A 19,050-nucleotide genomic window follows, 5' to 3' on the forward strand; every position below is an offset into this window, starting at 1 on the left:
CCGGTTAGCTGTTGGAGGCGATGATCAGGGCGGTGAGCTGGTCGGAGCTCATCAGCCCGATCTGAGTGGAGGTGAAGGCATTGGCCTGGGTGCTGGACAGAGAGGCGATCTGGCTGGTGGTGATGCCGGAGATAGCCGAGGTGGCGAGCGACGGCAGGCCCGTCGTTTCGTTGAGCGCCGCAAAGTTGGTGGTGCTCAGCGCCGCGACCTGTGCGGAGGTCAGCGCGCCGGCCTGGGTGGAGGTCAGGCCAGAGAACACCGCGGTGCCGAGGCTATCGAGCGCCGTGGGCGCGATAGCGCGGAACTGGCTGGCGTCCAGCGAGCCAATCTGCGTCGTGGTGAAGTTGTCGAGCGCGGTGGACGTCAGGCCGCCGATCTGCGCGGTGGAGAGCGAGGACGCCGTGAGCACGCCGATCTGCGTGGAGCTCATGTTGTTGAGCTGGCTGGTGGTGAAGCCGCGCAGCTGGGTCGTGGAGAGAAGACCGATTTGCGTGTCGGAGAAGTCCGAGATCTCGGTGGTGGTCAGGCCGCCGAGCTGGCTCGCCGTCACGGCCCCGAGCTGCGTGGTGTTCCAAGCCTGGATATCGGTCGAGCTCAGGGCCGAGAGGCCGCCCGCCGTGAGCGCGCCGATCTGGCCTGTGAGCATCGACTGCACCTGGGTGCTCGAGAGGTTGCCCACCGCCGTGGTGGTGAGACCCGACACCTGCTGCGTCGACAGCGTGGTGATGTCGAGAGCCTGCAGATAGGCCGTGTCGAGGCCGCTCAGCTGCGTGGCATTGAGGCCGCGGAGCTGGGTGGAGGTGAAGCTGCCGAGCTGGGTGGTGGAGAAATCCTGAAGCTCGGTTGCGGCGATGCCGACGAACTGCTGCGAGGTGATGGCGCCGAGCTGCGCCGTCGACCAGCCCTGCAGCTCCGTGGAACTGAGCGCGGAAAGGCCGGTGGCATTGAGCACCGCGATCTGCGCGGTGGTCAGCGACTGGGCCTGGGTGGTGGACAGCGCATCGAGGGCGGTGGAGGACATGCCGCGCACCTGCACCGTCGAGAGATCGGCCACGTTCAGGGCATTGAGCTGGGTGCTGCCGAGCGTGTTGATCTGGGAAGAGGTCAGTCCGCGCACCTGGGTCGAGGTGAGCTGGCCCAGCTGCGTGTCGGAGAAATTGGCGATCGCAGTCGTCGAGAGCTGCGACACCTGGCGGGTGGTGATGGCGCCGAGCTGCGTGGTGCTCCAGGCCTGCAGGTCGGTGCTCTCAAGGCTGCCCAGCGCCGTGGCGGTCAACGCCGCGACTTGCGTCACGGTGAAGCCCTGCGCCTGGGTGGAGGTAAGATTGCCGATGGCGGTGGTGGAAAGGCCCGTCACCTGTGCCGCAGACAGGCTGGTGATGTCCAGCGCATTGAGCTGCGTGGCGCCGAGGTTGTTGAGCTGGGTGGAGGTCAGGCCGCGGATTTGGGTGGAGGTGAGCTGGCCGATCTGCGTGTCCGAGAAGTCGGCGATGTCGGTTGTGGTGAGGCCCGCCAGCTGCTGCGAGGCGATGGCGCCCAGCTGCGTCGTGGACCAAGCCCGGATATCGGTCGAGGCGAGCGCGCCCAAGCCGCCGGCACTCAGCGCCGCGATCTGCTGCGTGCCGAGCGCCTGGACCTGCGTGCTGGACAGCGAGCCGATGGCGGTCGCGTTCATGTTGCGGATCTGCGACACCGAGAGATCGGCGACGTTCAGCGCATTGAGCTGGGTTGTGCCGATGTTGTTGAGCTGGGTGGAGGTCAGGCCCTTGACCTGCGTGCCGGTCAGCTGGCCTAGCTGCGTGTCGGAGAAATCGGCGAGTGCGGTGGTGGTGAGGCCCGCCAGCTGCTGCGAGGAGATGGCGTTGAGCTGCGTCGTCGACCAGCCCTGGATTTCGGTGGAGGTGAGCGCGTCGAGGCCGGTTACCGAGATGGCGCCGATCTGCGTGGTGGTGAGCGACTGGGCCTGGGTGGTGGAGAGCGCATCGATGGCCGTGGCGTTCATGCCGCGGATTTGCGTCGCCGTCAGGCTGGTGACGTCGATGGCGTTGAGCTGCGTGGTTCCGAGATTGTTGAGCTGCAGCGTGGTGAGGCCGCGCAGCTGGGTGGAATTGAGCAGGCCGATCTGGGTATCCGAGAAGTCGGCGATGGCGGTGGTGGACAGCCCACCCAGCTGCTGCGAGGTGAGCGCGCCAAGCTGCGTGGTCGACCAGCCCTGAATCTCCGTCGAATCGAGGGCCTCGACGCCCGCGGCGGAGAGGACGGCAATCTGCGAGGTGGTCAACGACTGGGCCTGGGTCGTCGACAGTGCCGCCACCGCCGTCGAGTTCATGCCGCGGACCTGGGTGGCCGAAAGATCGGTGATATTGAGGGCGTTGAGCTGGGTGGTGGCGAGGTTATTGAGCTGGCTGGTGGTCAGGCCGCGCACCTGGGTCGAGGTGAGCTGGCCCAACTGCGTGTCGGTGAATTCGGCGAGTGCGGTGGTGGTGAGGCCGGCAAGCTGGCGGGAGGTGAGAGCGCCGAGCTGGGTGGTGTTCCAGGCCTGCACATCGGTCGATTCGAGCGCTTCCACGGCATAGGCCTGCAGCAGGCCGATCTGCACCGTGGTGAGTGCCGCCGCCTGGGTGTCGGCGAGATTGGTGATGGTCGCCGCAATGAGCGATTTGATGGCGGTGCTTGAGATCGCCTGCACCTGCCCGGTGCTGAGCGCGGTCAGGTCGGTCGTCTCCATCGCATTGATCTGCGAGGCGGTCAGCGCACCCACCTGCGTGGTGGAGAGCGCCTGCACGTCTGTCGTCGAAAGCGCCCGGATGGCGGTGGTGCTCAGAGTCGCAATCTGCCTGGTGGTCAGCGACGTAACGATCGACATGTATGGGTCCCCGCTGGGCGGCGCGGCGCGCCCCCACTAACCTCACGATCCGGTTGGAAACATTGCCGCGGCAACCCTGCGCGAGCCTTGCACAGCGTCCTGATGGCCGGAGTTGCGGCGGTATTCGTGGGTGGCATCATGCCGGCGGGCCGTGATAGACCGCATTCCGCACGGAGTGACACTAACCCAGCAGGTCTAAACGACGCGTTAAAGGCAGGGTCAGACGTCGAGGTTCGCCACGCTCAGCGCGTTTTCGCGGATGAAGTCGCGGCGCGGCTCCACCACGTCACCCATCAGCTTGGTGAAGATGTCGTCCGCCTCGTCGAGTTCGGAGACCTTGACGCGCAGCAGCGTGCGGACATTCGGATCCAGCGTGGTTTCCCACAACTGCTCCGGGTTCATTTCACCCAAGCCCTTGTAGCGCTGCATGGTGATGCCCTTGCGGCCGAAGGCGAAGACGGCATCAAGGAGCGACGTGGGACCATAGATCGCGGTCTCGCCGTCCTTGCGGCGAAGCCTTGCGGGTTTTTCGTAGATTTCCTGCAGATGCGCGGACTTCCTGTCGAGGCGCAGCGCATCCGCCGAGCCGATCAGCTTGCCGTCCAGCGTCCAGGCCTCCTTCACGCCGCGCACCTCGCGGGTGAAGCTCAGGCCGCCGTCGCCCGTGGGTTCGCCCGCCCAGCCGCGCTCCGTCTCGTCGGCAATCACGTCGAGGCGGTGCGCGATGTAGGCCGCGGCTTCCGCCGCGCGTTCGCTGCTCGACAGCACGTCCGGGTTCAGCACGCCGGCAATCGCCGCCTGCTCGATCAGCGGGCGCGGGTAACGCGCGTGCAGGGCATCGAGCGCGGTGCGCACCGAAAGCGCCTCCTCGACGATGGCGCGCAGGTCCTGGCCCGCCCGCTCCGTTCCGCCGGACAGCACCAGCGTGGCGTTCTCAAGGCCGGTGCCGATCAGATAATCCTCGAGTGCCTTCGAGTCCTTGAGGTACTGCTCGGAGGAGCCGCGTTTCACCTTGTAGAGCGGCGGCTGGGCGATGAAGAGATGGCCGCGCTCGATCACCTCCGGCATCTGCCGGTAGAAGAAGGTGAGAAGCAGCGTGCGGATATGGGCGCCGTCGACATCGGCGTCCGTCATGATGATGATCTTGTGGTAGCGCAGCTTGTCGGCGTTGAATTCCTCGCGGCCGATGCCGGTGCCCAGGGCCGTGATCAGCGTGCCGATTTCCGCCGAGCCCAGCATCTTGTCGAAGCGCGCGCGCTCGACGTTGAGGATCTTGCCGCGCAAGGGCAGCACCGCCTGGTTCTCGCGGTGGCGCGCCTGCTTGGCGGAACCGCCGGCCGAGTCGCCCTCGACGATGAAGAGTTCGGACTTGGCGGGGTCGCGCTCCTGGCAGTCGGCGAGCTTGCCGGGAAGCGACGAGATGTCGAGCGCTCCTTTCCGCCGTGTCAACTCGCGCGCCTTGCGGGCGGCCTCGCGCGCGGCCGCAGCCTCGGCCACCTTGGAGACGATGGCGCGGGCTTCGTGGGGGTGTTCCTCGAACCAGGCGCCCAGCTGCTCGTTGACCAGGTTCTCGACCACCGGGCGGACCTCGGAGGAGACGAGCTTGTCCTTGGTTTGCGACGAGAACTTGGGATCCGGCACCTTGACGGAGAGCACGCAGGTCAGCGCCTCGCGCGCGTCGTCGCCCGTCAGCTGCACTTTCTCCTTCTTGGCGATGCCGCTGTCATTGGCGTAATTGTTAACGACCCGCGTCAGCGCGCCGCGGAAGCCGGCCAGATGCGTTCCGCCGTCGCGCTGCGGAATGTTGTTGGTGAAGCACAGCACGTTCTCGTGATAGCTGTCGTTCCACCACAGCGCACAGTCGACCGTGATGCCGTCGCGCTCGCCATGGATCATGATGGGTTCGGCGAGAACCGCCTGCTTGGTGCGGTCGAGATAGCGCACGAAGGCCCCGATGCCGCCCTCGTAGAACAGCTCCACCGCCTTGTCCTCCACGCCGCGCCTGTCGGTCAGGACGATGCGCACGCCGGAGTTCAGGAAGGCGAGCTCGCGCAGGCGGTGTTCGAGCGTCGCGAAATCGAACTCGGTCTTGGTGAAGGTTTCGGAAGAGGGCAGGAAGGTCACCTCCGTTCCGCGCTTGTCCGGCGCATCGGCCACCACCTGGAGCGGCGCATCGGGCTCGCCGTGGGTGAAGCTCATGAAATGCTCCTTGCCGTCGCGGAAGATAGTGAGCTTCAGCTTCACCGACAGCGCGTTGACGACGGAGACGCCGACGCCATGCAGGCCGCCCGACACCTTGTAGGAATTCTGGTCGAACTTACCGCCAGCATGCAGCTGGGTCATGATGACCTCGGCGGCGGAAACGCCCTCGCCTTTGTGGATGTCGGTGGGAATGCCGCGGCCATTGTCGGTGACCGTGCAGGAGCCATCGGCATTGAGCGTGACCGTCACGCGCGTCGCGTGGCCGGCAAGAGCCTCGTCGATCGCGTTGTCGACGACCTCATAGACCATGTGGTGGAGGCCCGAGCCGTCATCGGTGTCGCCGATGTACATGCCGGGGCGCTTCCGCACGGCGTCAAGGCCCTTTAGGACCTTGATCGACTCCGCGTCATAGGCGCCATTGCCGTTTCCGGCGTTCTCAACGTCTGACATCAGTCTTCCACCGCCTTCGAGACGTGCCCGTCCTCCACGTGGAAGATCGCACCCGCCTCACCAATCGCTTCGAACAGCTGGGCGTCTGTTCCCGTCATCCAGCTCTGTGACCCCAGGGCCGCCAGCGCCTCCAGCAAACTTTTCCGCCGCGCCCGGTCGAGGTGGGCCGCCACCTCGTCGAGCAACAGCACCGGCGGCACGCCGGCGCCGGCCTGCACCGCCCGCGCCTGGGCCAGCACGAGGCCGATCAGCAGCGCCTTCTGCTCGCCCGTCGAGCATAGCGCCGCCGCCTTCCGCTTCGGTCCGTGAACCACCTCCAGATCGCTCCGGTGAGGGCCTCTGAGCGTGCGTCCCGCCGCCCGGTCGGGGCTTCGCGAATCGCGTAAAATCCTACGATATTCGTCCTCGACTTGCACGGCTGGTTTCTGGGCCACAAGGGCCTCGATCTCGCCCTGAACGGCCACCTCCGCCCACGGGAAGGAACTGGTGTCCCGGCCTTCCCCTATATGGGTCTGGAGCGCCTCCAATCCAACCAGCCTGGCGGCCGAAATCGCCACTGCAGCCTCGGCCATATGGGCCTCGAGACTGGAGAGCCAGCCAGGATCGGGCCGCGTCTCTTCCAGCAGCAGGTTGCGCTCGCGCATCACCTTCTCGAACACGGCGATGCGCGCCCCGTGCTCCGGGTCGGAGGCCGTCACCATGCGGTCGAGGAAGCGCCTGCGGTCGGACGCCGGCCCCGCGAAGAGCCGGTCCTGCGCCGGAGTGAGCCACAGGAAGCGCATGTAGTCCCCCAGCGCGCCGGAGCCCTTCCGCGCCTCGCCGTCGATCACCACCTGCCGGCCGCCGCTGTCGCCACTCCCGGCCTTCCCGTTCCAGGCGGTGCCCAGCGAAACGGGTCCGTGCTCCGCCTCGATCTCAGCCGCGATGGCCCAGGAACCGGAGCCGCCCTGCCGGGCCAGTTCGTCAAGCGTGACGCCGCGCAGGCCCCGGCCCGGGCTCAGCAGCGAGATGGCTTCGAGGATGTTCGTCTTCCCCGCCCCGTTGGCGCCCACAAGCGCCAGCAGCCGGGCCCCAGTCTCGAGGCGCAGCGAGCGATAATTACGGAACTCCGTCAGCGTCAGCCGGCGGACGGCGAGAATCGGGGGCTGGGTCACATACGAGGCTTACACCCGCATGGGCATGAGCACATAGAGCGCCTGCCCGTCGGTGGGGTCGCGCACAATGGTGGGGGAGCCTGCATCAGCGAGCTGCAGCTCCAGGCCGTCGGACTTCATCTGGCCCGCCACATCGAGCAGGTAGCGCGAGTTGAAGCCGATATCGATCGGGTCGGCGTCATAGGAACAGGCCACCTCTTCCTCGGCCGAACCCGAATCCGGGTTGTTCACCGTCAGCAACACCTTGTTGCCGCCGATCGCCAGCTTCACCGCGCGCCCCTTCTCCTGCGAGATGGTCGAGACGCGGTCCACCGCCGCGGCGAAGGCCTTGGTGTCGAGCTCCAGCTTCTTGTCATTGTTGCGCGGGATGACGCGCTCATAATCGGGGAAGGTGCCGTCGATAAGCTTCGAGGTCAACACCAGGTCGCCCGCCGCGAAGCGGATCTTGGCGGCGGAAAGCGAGACTTCGACAGCGCCATCGATGCCATCGAACAGCTTCACCACTTCCAGCACCGTCTTCCTTGGCACGATGACGCCTGGCATGCCCTTGGCGCCGTCGGGCCTGGCAATCTGCGCCTGGGCGAGGCGGTGGCCGTCGGTCGCCACGGCGCGCAGCAGGCTGCCTGCAGCCACGTCGTGGAAATAGATTCCGTTCAGGTAATAGCGCGTCTCCTCCGTCGAGATCGCAAAGCGCGTCTTTTCGATCAGGCCCCTGAGGTCGGCGGCGGAGATGGCGAAGTTGTGCGGAAAGTCGCCCGCCGCGAGATCCGGAAAGTCCTCATGCGGCAGCGCCTGCAGCGCAAAGCGCGAGCGGCCGGCAAAGATCGCGACGCGTTGGCCGTCACCCGCCTGCTCGAGCTCGAGCTGGGCGCCATCGGGCAGTTTGCGCACGATGTCATAGAGCATGTGCGCCGGCACGGTGGCGGCTCCGGATCTGGCGACCTCGGCGGGCACGCTTTCGACAATCTCGATGTCGAGGTCGGTCGCCGTCAGTTTCAGATGACCGTCACCGGCCTGAAGGAGCACATTGGAAAGGATCGGTATGGTGTTCCGCCGCTCGACGACGCTCTGCACATGGGTGAGCGCCCTGAGGAAAGCTGACCTTTCGATCGTGACACGCATGAGCCGGTAATCCCTCGTCCTGTTGTTTCCGGCGTTTCGCCGGACCACAAGCTTTGGCGCGGAAACTGCGCCAATTCAAGGGTTATCAGGGGTTTTTCAGCCCTGTTCGACAAGCCGGACCAGCAGGGCGACCTCGCGGGCGAGCCCGTCGTCCGTCTTGATCTGGTCCTCGATCTTGCGCACCGCGTGCAGCACGGTCGAATGGTCGCGCCCGCCAAAGCGGCGGCCGATTTCGGGCAGCGACCGGGCCGTCATCTTCTTGGCCAGATACATGCCGATCTGGCGCGGCACCACCACGCTGCGCGCCCGGCGGGGCGAGAGGAGATCGGTGCGGCCGACGTTGAAGTGGCGGCCGACGATTTTCAGGATATCGTCGATCTTGATGCGCGTGCCATCGGGGCTCGCCTGCATGTCGCGCAGGACGAGCGACGCTAGGTCAAGCGTCACCGCCGCATTGTTGAACTGCTGGTAGGCGGTGATGCGGTTCATCGCTCCTTCAAGCTCGCGGCCGGTGCCGGTCACCCGGTTGGCGATGAATTCCAGCACCTCGCCGGGAATGATGACCGAAGGGTCGCGCTTCTGCATCGTCTCATAGCGGCTCTGCAGGATGCGGCGGCGGGTTTCGATATCCGGCATCTCGATATCGACCACGAGGCCGCCCATCAGGCGCGAGCGCATGCGCTGGTCGATCGAGTCGAGCTGGGCGGGCGGCACGTCGGCGGCCACGATCACCTGGCGGCGCGAGTCCACGAGTCCGTTAAAGGCGTTGCAGAACTCCTGCTGCATGGTCTTGCCTTGGAGGAACTGAAAGTCGTCGATGAGCAGCACGTCGACCGCAGCGAACTGGTCCTTGAAGGCCAGGGTGTCGCGCTGGCGGAGCGCCATCACGAAATTGATCATGAAGCGCTCGGCCGTGAGAAACATCACGCGGCGGTCGGGCCGCTTCTCCTTCACGCGGTGCGCCACGGCGGAGAGAAGATGCGTCTTGCCGAGGCCCGAACCCGCATGCACGAACAGCGGATTGAAGCTGACGGCGGCGCCGGGCGCGGCATCGGCCACGCGGCACATCGCGGCATGAGCCAACTGGTTCGACGAGCCGACCACGAAAGTGTCGAAGGTCTGGCTGGGGTCGAGATGCGGGCCCCGTTCGGCGGCGGCCACGGCCTGGGCCTGTGCGATCGCCGAGGGCTGCGGCACGGCCGCGGCCTGCGGCGCATGGTGGGCCTGCTCATCGGCGGCGGGTCTCTGCGGCACGCCGCCGCGCATGCGCACGCGCACATGGATCGAGTCGAAGCGGCCGAGCTCGGCCTCGCCGATCTTGTGCAGCTTCGAGACATAATGGGTCTCGATCCATGACTTGAGGAAGCGGGTGGGAACGGAAACGATCAAACGGCCCTGCTCGAACTCTTCAAGCTCCATGCGCGCAAACCACGAGGTAAAAAGATCTTCACCAAGTTCAACCCGAAGCCTTTGCGCAACACGGTCCCACCTCGTCTTCACGTCCGTCACGACAGTCATCTTCTTCCGCATCCCTTCGCGCGCATTCTGCGGCGCGCATCATCATTGCGGCTGGGCCCGGGACCCAACCGTCATTCAACCCCGGCAATGCACCACGCTCAGGCGCTGGCGCTCGCCGGGATAAAGGCCGAACTGTTCGAAGTGATCACCATATGCCCCTGCCGTAGCATTACATTGAGCCAGTCTGGCCATTCAGCCTTGCCATGCGCAACAATCCTTCGCCGCACACAAAAAAGCACGCTCCCAGACGAACGGCGTCCGGAAAACACCAACACTGACCGCTTGGCAGAACCGTTGAGCGCGACAGTCCCTGGTTCTGCAATTGTGTTGCAGGCGACTGGCCATCCGGCCTGCCTGCAAAACAGAACTTACAAAGGCGCCGCTCGCCCAGGCAACCTGATTCGGAAAACGCTCCGTACACGGAACGGGCTTGACGGGATTCGGGCCGCGGCCGTGTCCGGAGAGCCAAACCTAAGACCCTGAGACTCTTTCATTTTTGTAGATACTTCCGGTGCGATGCGTCCACTGCGAGGCGCAAGCAACCGGACGGGAATATTGCCGCTGCTTGCCCGCACCGTCGCCGCGTTGCCGCGCCGATCCCGGGGCTGGCACATAAGAGATTGAAATAGCGCCGTTAATTCTGCGCGAGACGTTCCGTATCCGGACAAATGTGGCGGCTGTGGAAAAGCCTAAAGCGCCGCGCGCAAAACGAAAAACGCCGGACAGAACTGTCCGGCGTCCGGCGGAACGAGGTGTTGCCCCTGCGGCAGGTGGAAATCTCAGGCCTTGATGGCCTTCACGCGGGCGGCGAGGCGTGACACCTTGCGCGAGGCGGCGTTCTTGTGCAGCACACCCTTCTGGGCGCCGCGCATCAGCTCCGGCTGGGCAGCCTGGAGAGCCGCGGCAGCTTCCGCCTGGTTGCCGGAGGCGATCGCCTCCTCGACCTTGCGCACGTAGGTGCGGATGCGGCTGACGCGGTTCTTGTTCACTTCGGTGCGGCGGGCGGCGGCGCGGGTGGCCTTCTTCGCCGATTTCGTATTGGCCATGTGGCTGTGGTCCTGCTTTAGAAATACATTTGACCGGCCTTGCGAAAGCAAGGAGCAACGGCCGCCATGCCCATTGGCAGACGGCCCGCCTTCCCGGCCCATCGGGATGGCGGGCTTATAGGGAAGTGGGGCCCCGCCGTCAATGGCCTCCCGGCGACTCTGGTGTGTCAGGGTTTTTCCCACTTTCCGGATTTTTCGGAGCGGAAGAAGGCATCGAGGATCTTCATGTTCTGGATGGCGTCCTCCACCCCCCAGAAGGGCTTCTGCTTCTTTCGGATGACGCGGCCGAAGGCCTCCGCCTGCAGCTGATACTGGTCGGAAACGGGAAGTTCCGTCCACACCCCTTCGTTCATCTCCATGCCCTGCACGAAATAGCGGTTGGGCTTGTCGGGGGGCGCGTTGAACGGGATCTCGATCTCGATCCGTCCCTTGGTGCCCATGATGTTCACGCGCTGGTAGGGCGCAAGCTGGGTCGAGACGGTGAACGACAGGTGCCGGCCCTGCCCGAAGTCCGCGAGGCCGCCGGCGATGCGGTCGGTCCTGAACTTGGGGTCGCGGTCAAAGGCGCCGGTCACGCGGGTCGGTTCGCCATCGAAGATGAAGCGCGACACGGTGATGGGATAACAGCCGATGTCCAGGAGGCCGCCACCACCGATGCCGGCCTTGTTGCGCACGTTCTTGGGGTCGCGGTTGAAATAGGAGAAGAGAACCTGGATCGCCCGCACGTCACCGATCTTCTTCTTCTTCACCAGCTCGCGCGCGGCGAGCCACTGCGTGGCGTGGCGCACCATGAAGGCTTCGGCCACGAAGACGTTCTTGATCTTGCGGAGCTGGGTTGCCTCCTTGGCGGTGATGGCGATGGGCTTCTCGCACAGCACGTGCTTTCCGGCCTTCGCCGCGGCCAGCGTCAGCGGCACGTGCAGATGGTTTGGCAGCGGGTTGTAGACGGCCTCGATCTCGGGGTCGGCCAGCATCTCCTCATAGGAGCCATAGGCCTTGGGGATTCCCAGTTTCCCGGCCCAGTCCTGTGCGGTCTTCTTGTTGCGCGACGAGATCGCGGCAATCTCGATGTCCTTCGATTTCAGCATGCCCGGAATGACCTTGGCCACGCCGATATTCGCCGTCGAGATGATGCCCCACTTCACGGGTTTCATGTGTCAGCCCTTCCCTGTTCAGGCAAGCATCTTTAGTCCGGCAGGATCGATGTTGGAAGTACGCGCGAGAAACGCGGCGAGATAATCGCGCGTCAGCGCCCGCGGCGTCTCCGGGTTGTCGGGCTTTCCCGTCAAGGCATATCGCAGCCACAGCCCATCGATCATCGCCGCGATGCCTTCGGCAAGCCGCAGCGCATCGGCCTCGCCGACGATGCGGCGCAGGTCATGAAGCAGGCTGCTCCTGAGACGGCGGTGATAGAGCGAGAGGATGTTCGCAAGCCGCGGCGACTGGCGGGCATTGCCATAGAGCGCCAGCCAGGCGCTGAACACCTGCTCGTCGAACTGGGCATCGCCGAAACAGGCATCGATGATCGCCCGGATGCGCTGGCGCGGGTCTGCGGTGCGCGACAGGCGGGCCACGGCATCCGCCCGAAGCTCCGCCAGCAGGTGGCGCATGGTGGCGAAGAGCAGCTCGTCCTTGTCCTTGAAATAATGGTGCACCATGCCGGCGGAAATCCCGGCCTGGGCGGCAATCCGCGCCACGGTGGCATTGGCGAAGCCGTGCGCGTGAATGGCGGCAATTGCCGCTTCCACCAGCTGCTTACGCCGGATCGGCGCCATTCCGAGCTTCGGCATGTCCCCCTCCGCTACGGAAAGTGTCGTTTTTTATTGGTCGGCTGTCCAATGAAAACTTGCCGAATGTGCAAGAGCTGAATTATCCTCAGCTCCAAGCTTTGGACCACAGACAAAGACCGGGCGAACAGGGAGCTAATCATGAAGACATTCATCAAGAGTGTGGCGGCGGCGGCTGTCATGGGCGTGGCGCTCGCCTCCTCGGCCTTCGCCGCGGACCCGGCGAGCTGCAAGGCGGTGAGGTTCGCCGATGTGGGCTGGACCGACATTCAGGTCACCACCGGCGCCGCCTCGGTGGTCCTCGAGGCGCTGGGCTATGAGCCGCAGGTTTCGACCCTCTCGGTGCCGGTCACCATGGCCTCGCTGAAGAACAAGGACATCGACGTGTTCCTCGGCAACTGGATGCCCTCCATGACCGCCGACATCAAGGCCTATCTCGACGACAAGTCGATCGAGCAGCTGGGCGCCAATCTTGAGGGCGCGGGCTATGGCCTTGTCGTGCCGCAATATGTGGCGGATGCCGGCGTGAAGTCGCTCGCAGATCTCGGCGCCAACAAAGACAAGTTCGGGGCCAAGATTTACGGGATCGAGGCCGGCAATGACGGCAACCGCATCATCCAGACCATGATCGACGACCCGAAGAACAACCTCGCCGGCTTCCAGCTGGTCGAGAGCTCCGAGGCCGGCATGCTGACCGAGGCCGAGAAGGCCATGAAGGACAATCAGTGGATCATCTTCCTTGGCTGGACGCCGCACCCCGTCATGGGCGAGATGAAGATCGCCTATCTCGACGGCATGGGCGACTCCGGCTTCGGCGCCGCCACGGTCTATACCATCGCGCGGGCGGGCTACACCACCGAGTGCCCGAATGCCGGCCAGCTGCTGAAGAACCTGAAGTTCGACCTTGCCATGGAAGGCGCCATGATGGCCCCGGTGCTGAAGGATGGCGCGGACCCGAAGGAAACGGCCAAGGCCTGGCTCAAGGCCAACCCCGACGTGGTGAAGCCCTGGCTCGCGGGCGTGACGACGCTCGACGGCGGCGATGCGGCCGCCGCGGTCGCGGCCGCGCTGAAAGGCTAAACAAGTTCAGAAGCCCGGGAGACACCTCCCGGGCTTCTTCGCTTTTCTCGTCCAATGCATGACAGACGGACCGCGGCAAGATAAGCCGGCGGCGTCACTCACGGGGGAGGGGCAGATGGATCCGGTCACCAGTTTCATCCGGTCATGGAAACTGCCGGTCGGCCCGTGGGGCAAGAGCCTCATCGACTTCATCGTCACCTATTTCCAGTGGCTGTTCGACGCGCTCAAGGTGGCGCTCAACTTCGCGGTGGACACGACGACCGACGGGTTGCTCGCCATTCCGCCGGTGCTGCTCGCCGTGCTGATCGCCGCCTTTGCCTACTGGCTGCAGCGCTCATGGAAGCTGGCGCTGGGCGTGTTCATCGGCCTCGTGTTCATCATCAATCAGGGCCTGTGGAAGGAAACGGTGCAGACCCTGGTGCTCGTCGTCGGGGCCACCGCGCTGTCGATGGCGATCGGCGTGCCGCTCGGCATCTGGGCGGCGCATAGGCGGCGGGTCTGGCAGGTCACCCAGCCGGTGCTTGACCTGATGCAGACCATGCCGACCTTCGTCTACCTCATCCCCATCCTCATCCTCTTCGGCCTTGGCGCCGCACCCGCCCTCATCGTTACCATCATCTTCGCCATGCCGGCCCCGGTGCGCATGACCTATCTCGGCATCACCTCGATCCCCAAGCCGATGATCGAGGCGGGCGAGGCCTTCGGCGCCACCAAGCGGCAACTCCTCTGGAAGGTGGAACTGCCCGCCGCCATGCCCTCGATCATGGCGGGGCTCACGCAATGCATCATGCTCTCGCTCTCCATGGTGGTCTTCGCGACACTGATCGGCGCGCCCTCGCTCGGCAACCCGGTGTTCAAGGCACTGTCCAACCGCAACATTCCGCTGGGCATCGAGGCGGGCTTGGCAATCGTGGTGCTGGCCATCATCCTCGACCGCATGCTGGCGGTGAAGGCGGGGGCCAGGAAATGAGCGCCGCCATCGAATTCAAGAACGTCGACATCATCTTCGGCGACAAGACCGAGGAAGCGCTGAAACTGGCGCATGCCGGCGTCGACCGCTCCGAAATCCTCAAGCGCACCGGCGCGGTGCTGGGCGCCACGCAAGCGAACCTCACGGTGAACGAGGGCGAGATCAGCGTGCTGATGGGGCTTTCGGGCTCCGGCAAGTCGACGCTCTTGCGCGCCGTCAACGGCCTCAACAAGGTGACGGGCGGCGAGGTGCTGGTGAAGGACGGCGGCCGCATGGTCGATGTCGCCTCCTGCGATGAGGCCACGCTGCGCCACATCCGCCAGAAACAGGTCGCCATGGTGTTCCAGCAGTTCGCCCTGCTCCCCTGGCGCACGGTGCGCGAGAATGCCGGTTTCGGCCTCGAACTCGCCGGCATGCCTGTGCCTGAGCGCAATGCCAAGGTCGACAAGCAGCTTGAACTCGTCGGCCTCACGCAATGGGCCGGCAAATATGTCCACGAGCTTTCGGGCGGCATGCAGCAGCGCGTCGGCCTCGCCCGCGCCTTTGCCACCGAAGCGCCGATCCTGCTGATGGACGAGCCCTTCTCGGCCCTCGATCCCCTGATCCGCACCAAGCTGCAGGACGAACTCCTGCAGCTGCAAAGCCAAATCAAGAAGACCATCCTCTTCGTCAGCCACGACCTCGAGGAAGCGCTCAAGATCGGCAACCGCATCACCATCATGGAAGGCGGCCGCATCGTGCAGTCCGGCACGCCGGAAGACATCGTGCTGAAGCCGGCCAACGACTATGTGCGCGACTTCATCGCGAACGTAAACCCGCTCTCGGTGCTGACCGCGTGGAACGTGATGCGCGCGCTCCCCGAACTGGAGCGCGGCGAAGACGGCTGGGTTTGGCTCGACACGCGCAAGACCACGCGCTTCAAGCTGGGTGCGGACGGCAAGGTGACGGCGGCCGAACGTGACGGACAGCCCGCCAGCTGGGTATCATGCGATCATGTCGAGACGCCGGTCGGCCCCGGGCACCGCCCGGTGTTCTGGGCCAGGCCTGGTACGACGCTGAAAGTGGTGATGCTGGCGATCCACAACACCGATGTGGCGCCGGTGGCGATCTTCGACGAGAACGACAAATTCCTCGGTTCGATCGGTGTGCGCCACGTGCTGCAGGCCGTGCTCAAGCGGCAGGATTAGACACGTCCCAGGCCGTGCCCGCGCCGAGCGGGTCTAACCTCAAGTGCCGTGCGATGGTCTGGCCGATGTCGGCGAAGCTCTTCCGCAGGCCGAAGCTGCCGGGCGCGATGCCGGGCATGTAGCTCATCACCGGGATCTGCTCGCGCGTGTGGTCGGTGCCTTGCCACGTCGGATCATTACCGTGGTCGGCGGTGAGGATGAGCAGGTCAGCCTCGCGCAGTTTCACCATGATGCGCGGAAGCTCCGCATCGAAGGCCTCGAGCAGCTTGCCATAGCCGATGGGATCGCGGCGGTGGCCGAATTCGGTGTCGAAGTCGACGAAATTGGTCATGAGCAAACCGCCCTCGCCTAGGCCATCCATGTTGGCAAGGGTCGTTTCGAGAAAAGCCGGATTGCCCGCCACCTTGATCTCGCGCCCCGTTCCCACATGGGCATAGATGTCGCCGATCTTGCCCACCGAGATAACGTCACGCCCCGCATCGCTCAGCGCCTTGAGCAGCGTCGGCGCAGGCGGCGTGACGGCGAAATCCTTGCGGTGGCCGGTGCGGTGAAATTCTCCGCGCTTCTCGCCGAGGAAGGGCCTGGCGATGATGCGGCCGATGTTCATCGGATAGGTGAGCTCGCGCGCCACGCGGCAGACCTCATAGAGGCGCTCGAGCCCGAAATGCTCCTCATGGGCCGCGATCTGCAGCACGCTGTCAGCGCTGGTATAGGCGATGGGCTTGGCCGTCCGGATGTGCTCTTCGCCGAAATCCTCGATCACCTGGGTTCCAGATGCGTGGCACAGGGCGAGCAGACCCGGCAGCTTGCAGCGCGTAACGATGGCGTCGATCAGGTCCTGCGGGAAGGCCGGGACGCTGTGCGGGAAATAACCCCAGTCGAAGGCCAGCGGCACGCCGGCGATTTCCCAGTGGCCGGTGATCGTGTCCTTGCCGCGCGAGACTTCACGTGCCACGCCATATTGGCCAATGAGCGGCACGGGGGAGAGCGGATCGCGTCCGGTTGACAGCGCAGCGGCGCGACCGAGCCCAAGGGACGCCATGTGCGGCACGTGGAGCGCCATGCGATCGCAGATGTGGCCGAGCGTGTTCGACCCCTCGTCGCCGAAGCTCGCAGCATCCGGCGCGCCGCCGATGCCGAAGGAATCGAGGATCAACAGGAAGGCGCGCGCCATCGGAACTCCGCTTCAGCCGGTGATGCGCGCCAGGATCGTTGCCTGCTCCCCGGCGCGCTCGCCAATCACATAAGCGGATTTTATGATGTCTGCAGCCCGGTTGAAAGCCTCTTCATCCGCGGCGTGGACGAGGCATAGGGGTTGCGAGGGCTCCACGCGGGCACCCTTGCCGAGCAGTTCGGACAGGCCGGCGCGATGGTCGATCGTGTCGGAGGCCACGCGCCGCCCGCCGCCGAGTTCGATGACGGCGAGGCCCAACTCGCGGGTGTGGATGGATGAGACGAAGCCCTCCCACCCGGCACGGACCGGCCGGATGATGGGGGCTGCGGCAAGATGCTTCGCAGGGGCGCTGAGAAAATCTTTCGGGCCGCCCAGCGCCTGCACCATGCGGTCGAAATGCTCGGCGGCCTTGCCGGAGGCGAGCGCGGAGGCGAGCCGCGCGCGGGCTGCCCTCTCCTCCTGTTCGATGCCCGCGCTCAGCAGCAGTTCGGCGCCGAGCGCCAGGGTAATGTCCAGCACGCGCGGATCGTTGCGGCGGCCCAGCAGGAAGTCGGCGGCATGCGCCACTTCAAGGGCGTTGCCGGCGCAAGGGGCGAGCGGCTCGCTCATGTCGGTGATCAGCGCCGCGGCGGGAAGCCCTGCGCCATTGGCGACGTCGACGAGGCTTTCGGCCAGTTCCTCCGCATCGGCCATGCGCGTCATGAAGGCGCCGGAGCCCATCTTCACGTCCAGCACGAGGTGGCCCAGCCCGGCAGCGAGCTTCTTCGACAGGATGGAGGCAGTGATGAGCGGCACCGACTCGACGGTCGCCGTCACATCGCGGATGCCGTAGAGGCGCTTGTCGGCGGGGGCGAGATCGGCGGTCTGGCCGATGATGGCGCAGCCCGCCTCGCGCGTCGCCCTGCGGAAGAGATCGAGGCCAGGCTGGGTGGCATAGCCGGGGATCGAGTCGAGCTTGTCTAGCGTGCCGCCGGTGTGGCCGAGGCCTCTCCCTGAAATCATCGGCACGAAGCAGCCGCAGGCCGCCAGCATGGGGGCGAGCATGAGTGAGAGATTGTCGCCAATGCCGCCGGAGGAATGCTTGTCGACCACCGGACCCGGCAGGTCCCACCGCAGCACGGCGCCGGAGTCGCGCATGGCCAGCGTCAGGCCCACCGCCTCTTCCCGGCTCATGCCGCGGAAGAACACCGCCATGGCGAAGGCCGCGACCTGGCCTTCGGACACGGCGCCGGAGGTCAGCCCCTCGATGAAGTCCTTCACCTCGCCGCGCTTCAGCGAGGCGCCGTCGCGCTTCCGGCGGATCAGCTCCTGCGGCAGCACCTCAGGCGTCCCGCAGGAAGCGGGTGACGAGCGCCTTCACGTTCTCCGCCGCCTTGGCGCCCTCACGCTTCGTTTCCCCGTGGCTGGGCGAAGCGCCTTCGATGCCGGCTGCGAGGTTGGTGATGACGGACAGGCCAGCGACCTTGAGACCGAAGCGGCGGGCGAGGATGGTCTCGGGCGCCGTCGACATGCCGACGGCCGAGCCGCCGATGAGCTGGAACATGCGAATTTCGGCGGGCGTCTCGAAGGAGGGGCCGGAGTACCAGCAATAGACACCCTCATGCAGCGCGATCCCCTCTGCCTTGGCCGCGGCATGAAAGCGCTTCCTCAGCGCGGGGTCATAGGCATCGGTCATCGGCACGAAGTTCTCGTCGCCATGCTGGCCGGTGAGCGGGTTCATGCCGGAACAGTTGATATGGTCGGCGATCAGCATGATGGAGCCGGGGCGCATCTCCGGGTTCAGGCTTCCGGCGGCATTGGTGAGGATCAGCGTCTCAATGCCCACGCCCTTCAGCATCTCGATCGCAGGGCGCATGACGGCGGCATTTCCGGACTCGTAAGGATGCGCGCGGCCGGCGAGCACCGCAACTTCCCTGCTGCCCAGCATGCCGGCGAAGAGCTTGCCGGCATGGCCGGAGATTCTCGGCACGGGGAAGCCAGGAAGATCCGTATACGGAATGACGAGCGGTTCCTGCACAGCCTCCGCCAGTGCGCCAAGGCTGGAGCCGAGGATGATGGCGGTCTTCGGCGTGCGGCCTTGCAGTTTCCCGGCGAGCGCGTTCATGCGAGGTTCTCCGGGCCGAAGGAAAAGGGCAGCAGTTCCGCCAGCGTGAAGGTCCGGATCAGCTCGCCCGACTCCGTGCAGCAGTGAATCTTCACGCCGGGGGCGGCGAACTCCCTGATCTTCTGGCGGCAGCCGCCGCAAGGGGTGCACAGCGTCGTGCCATTTCCCATCACCGCGATCTCGGTGATCTTGCGGCCACCCGCCATGATGAGGGCGGAGATGGCGGAAGGCTCCGCGCACCAGCCCTGCGGGTAGGATGCGTTCTCGATGTTGCAGCCGCCATGCACGTGGCCATACTCGTCGCGCATCGCCGCGCCGACGAGAAATTTCGAATAGGGCGCATGGGCGCGCAGGCGGGCGGCTTTCGCCTCCTCGATCAGGTCACGCATG

At 65.5% G+C, this 19,050-nt stretch carries 15 protein-coding genes; 3 read left to right on the top strand and 12 right to left on the bottom strand.

The window, feature by feature from the left end; translation table 11 throughout:
- Positions 1–4: 4 nt before the first annotated feature.
- From IOC82_RS00870 to betI, 8 genes are all read right to left on the bottom strand, one after another.
- Positions 5–2,866, bottom strand: coding sequence for a hypothetical protein (locus tag IOC82_RS00870; RefSeq protein ID WP_290544278.1), 2,862 nt, complete (start codon positions 2,864–2,866; stop codon positions 5–7).
- Positions 2,867–3,085: 219 nt separating this feature from the next.
- Positions 3,086–5,518, bottom strand: a complete 2,433-nt coding sequence (gene gyrB / locus IOC82_RS00875; RefSeq protein ID WP_290544279.1) for a DNA topoisomerase (ATP-hydrolyzing) subunit B — start codon at positions 5,516–5,518, stop codon at positions 3,086–3,088.
- Positions 5,518–6,672, bottom strand: coding sequence for a DNA replication/repair protein RecF (gene recF / locus IOC82_RS00880; RefSeq protein ID WP_290544280.1), 1,155 nt, complete (start codon positions 6,670–6,672; stop codon positions 5,518–5,520). Before recF ends, gyrB begins: the two co-directional genes overlap by 1 nt.
- Before the next feature lie 9 nt (positions 6,673–6,681).
- Complete coding sequence (gene dnaN / locus IOC82_RS00885) at positions 6,682–7,794, bottom strand: DNA polymerase III subunit beta (protein WP_290544281.1); 1,113 nt, start codon at positions 7,792–7,794, stop codon at positions 6,682–6,684.
- A 96-nt stretch (positions 7,795–7,890) separates the two neighbouring features.
- Positions 7,891–9,312 (bottom strand): chromosomal replication initiator protein DnaA, encoded by a 1,422-nt coding sequence (dnaA, locus tag IOC82_RS00890; protein WP_290544282.1) that lies wholly within the window; start codon positions 9,310–9,312, stop codon positions 7,891–7,893.
- Between the two features lie 779 nt (positions 9,313–10,091).
- Positions 10,092–10,358, bottom strand: a complete 267-nt coding sequence (rpsT, locus tag IOC82_RS00895; RefSeq protein ID WP_290544283.1) for a 30S ribosomal protein S20 — start codon at positions 10,356–10,358, stop codon at positions 10,092–10,094.
- Between the two features lie 167 nt (positions 10,359–10,525).
- Entirely contained in the window at positions 10,526–11,512 is a 987-nt protein-coding gene (locus IOC82_RS00900) for a Gfo/Idh/MocA family oxidoreductase (RefSeq protein WP_290544284.1), read from the bottom strand.
- Between the two features lie 18 nt (positions 11,513–11,530).
- Positions 11,531–12,148, bottom strand: a complete 618-nt coding sequence (gene betI, locus IOC82_RS00905; RefSeq protein WP_290544285.1) for a transcriptional regulator BetI — start codon at positions 12,146–12,148, stop codon at positions 11,531–11,533.
- A 138-nt stretch (positions 12,149–12,286) separates the two neighbouring features.
- Here betI and choX point away from each other — a divergent pair, with 138 nt between their 5' ends.
- From choX to choV, 3 genes are all read left to right on the top strand, one after another.
- Entirely contained in the window at positions 12,287–13,225 is a 939-nt protein-coding gene (gene choX / locus IOC82_RS00910; RefSeq protein ID WP_290544286.1) for a choline ABC transporter substrate-binding protein, read from the top strand.
- Between the two features lie 115 nt (positions 13,226–13,340).
- Positions 13,341–14,195 carry a choline ABC transporter permease subunit gene (choW, locus tag IOC82_RS00915; protein ID WP_290544287.1) on the top strand — a complete coding sequence of 285 codons (855 nt, stop codon included), beginning with the start codon at positions 13,341–13,343 and terminating at the stop codon, positions 14,193–14,195.
- Positions 14,192–15,382: a choline ABC transporter ATP-binding protein gene (choV, locus tag IOC82_RS00920; RefSeq protein ID WP_290544288.1), complete on the top strand. Its 1,191-nt coding sequence runs from the start codon at positions 14,192–14,194 to the stop codon at positions 15,380–15,382. The genes choW and choV overlap by 4 nt, the downstream gene beginning before the upstream one ends.
- Here the strand turns inward: choV and IOC82_RS00925 are convergent.
- The 4 genes from IOC82_RS00925 to cdd are packed head-to-tail and all read right to left on the bottom strand — an operon-like array spanning position 15,366 to position 19,049.
- Positions 15,366–16,556: a phosphopentomutase gene (locus tag IOC82_RS00925; RefSeq protein ID WP_290544289.1), complete on the bottom strand. Its 1,191-nt coding sequence runs from the start codon at positions 16,554–16,556 to the stop codon at positions 15,366–15,368. The two genes, choV and IOC82_RS00925, sit on opposite strands and share 17 nt — an antisense overlap.
- Before the next feature lie 12 nt (positions 16,557–16,568).
- Positions 16,569–17,876 (bottom strand): thymidine phosphorylase, encoded by a 1,308-nt coding sequence (deoA, locus tag IOC82_RS00930; protein ID WP_290544290.1) that lies wholly within the window; start codon positions 17,874–17,876, stop codon positions 16,569–16,571.
- 1 nt (position 17,877) lies between these two features.
- Positions 17,878–18,660, bottom strand: coding sequence for a purine-nucleoside phosphorylase (locus IOC82_RS00935; RefSeq protein WP_290544291.1), 783 nt, complete (start codon positions 18,658–18,660; stop codon positions 17,878–17,880).
- Entirely contained in the window at positions 18,657–19,049 is a 393-nt protein-coding gene (gene cdd, locus IOC82_RS00940; RefSeq protein ID WP_290544292.1) for a cytidine deaminase, read from the bottom strand. Before cdd ends, IOC82_RS00935 begins: the two co-directional genes overlap by 4 nt.
- Position 19,050 lies beyond the last annotated feature (1 nt).

Source organism: Aestuariivirga sp. (assembly GCF_020252395.1).
Taxonomy (GTDB): Bacteria; Pseudomonadota; Alphaproteobacteria; order Rhizobiales; family Aestuariivirgaceae; genus Aestuariivirga.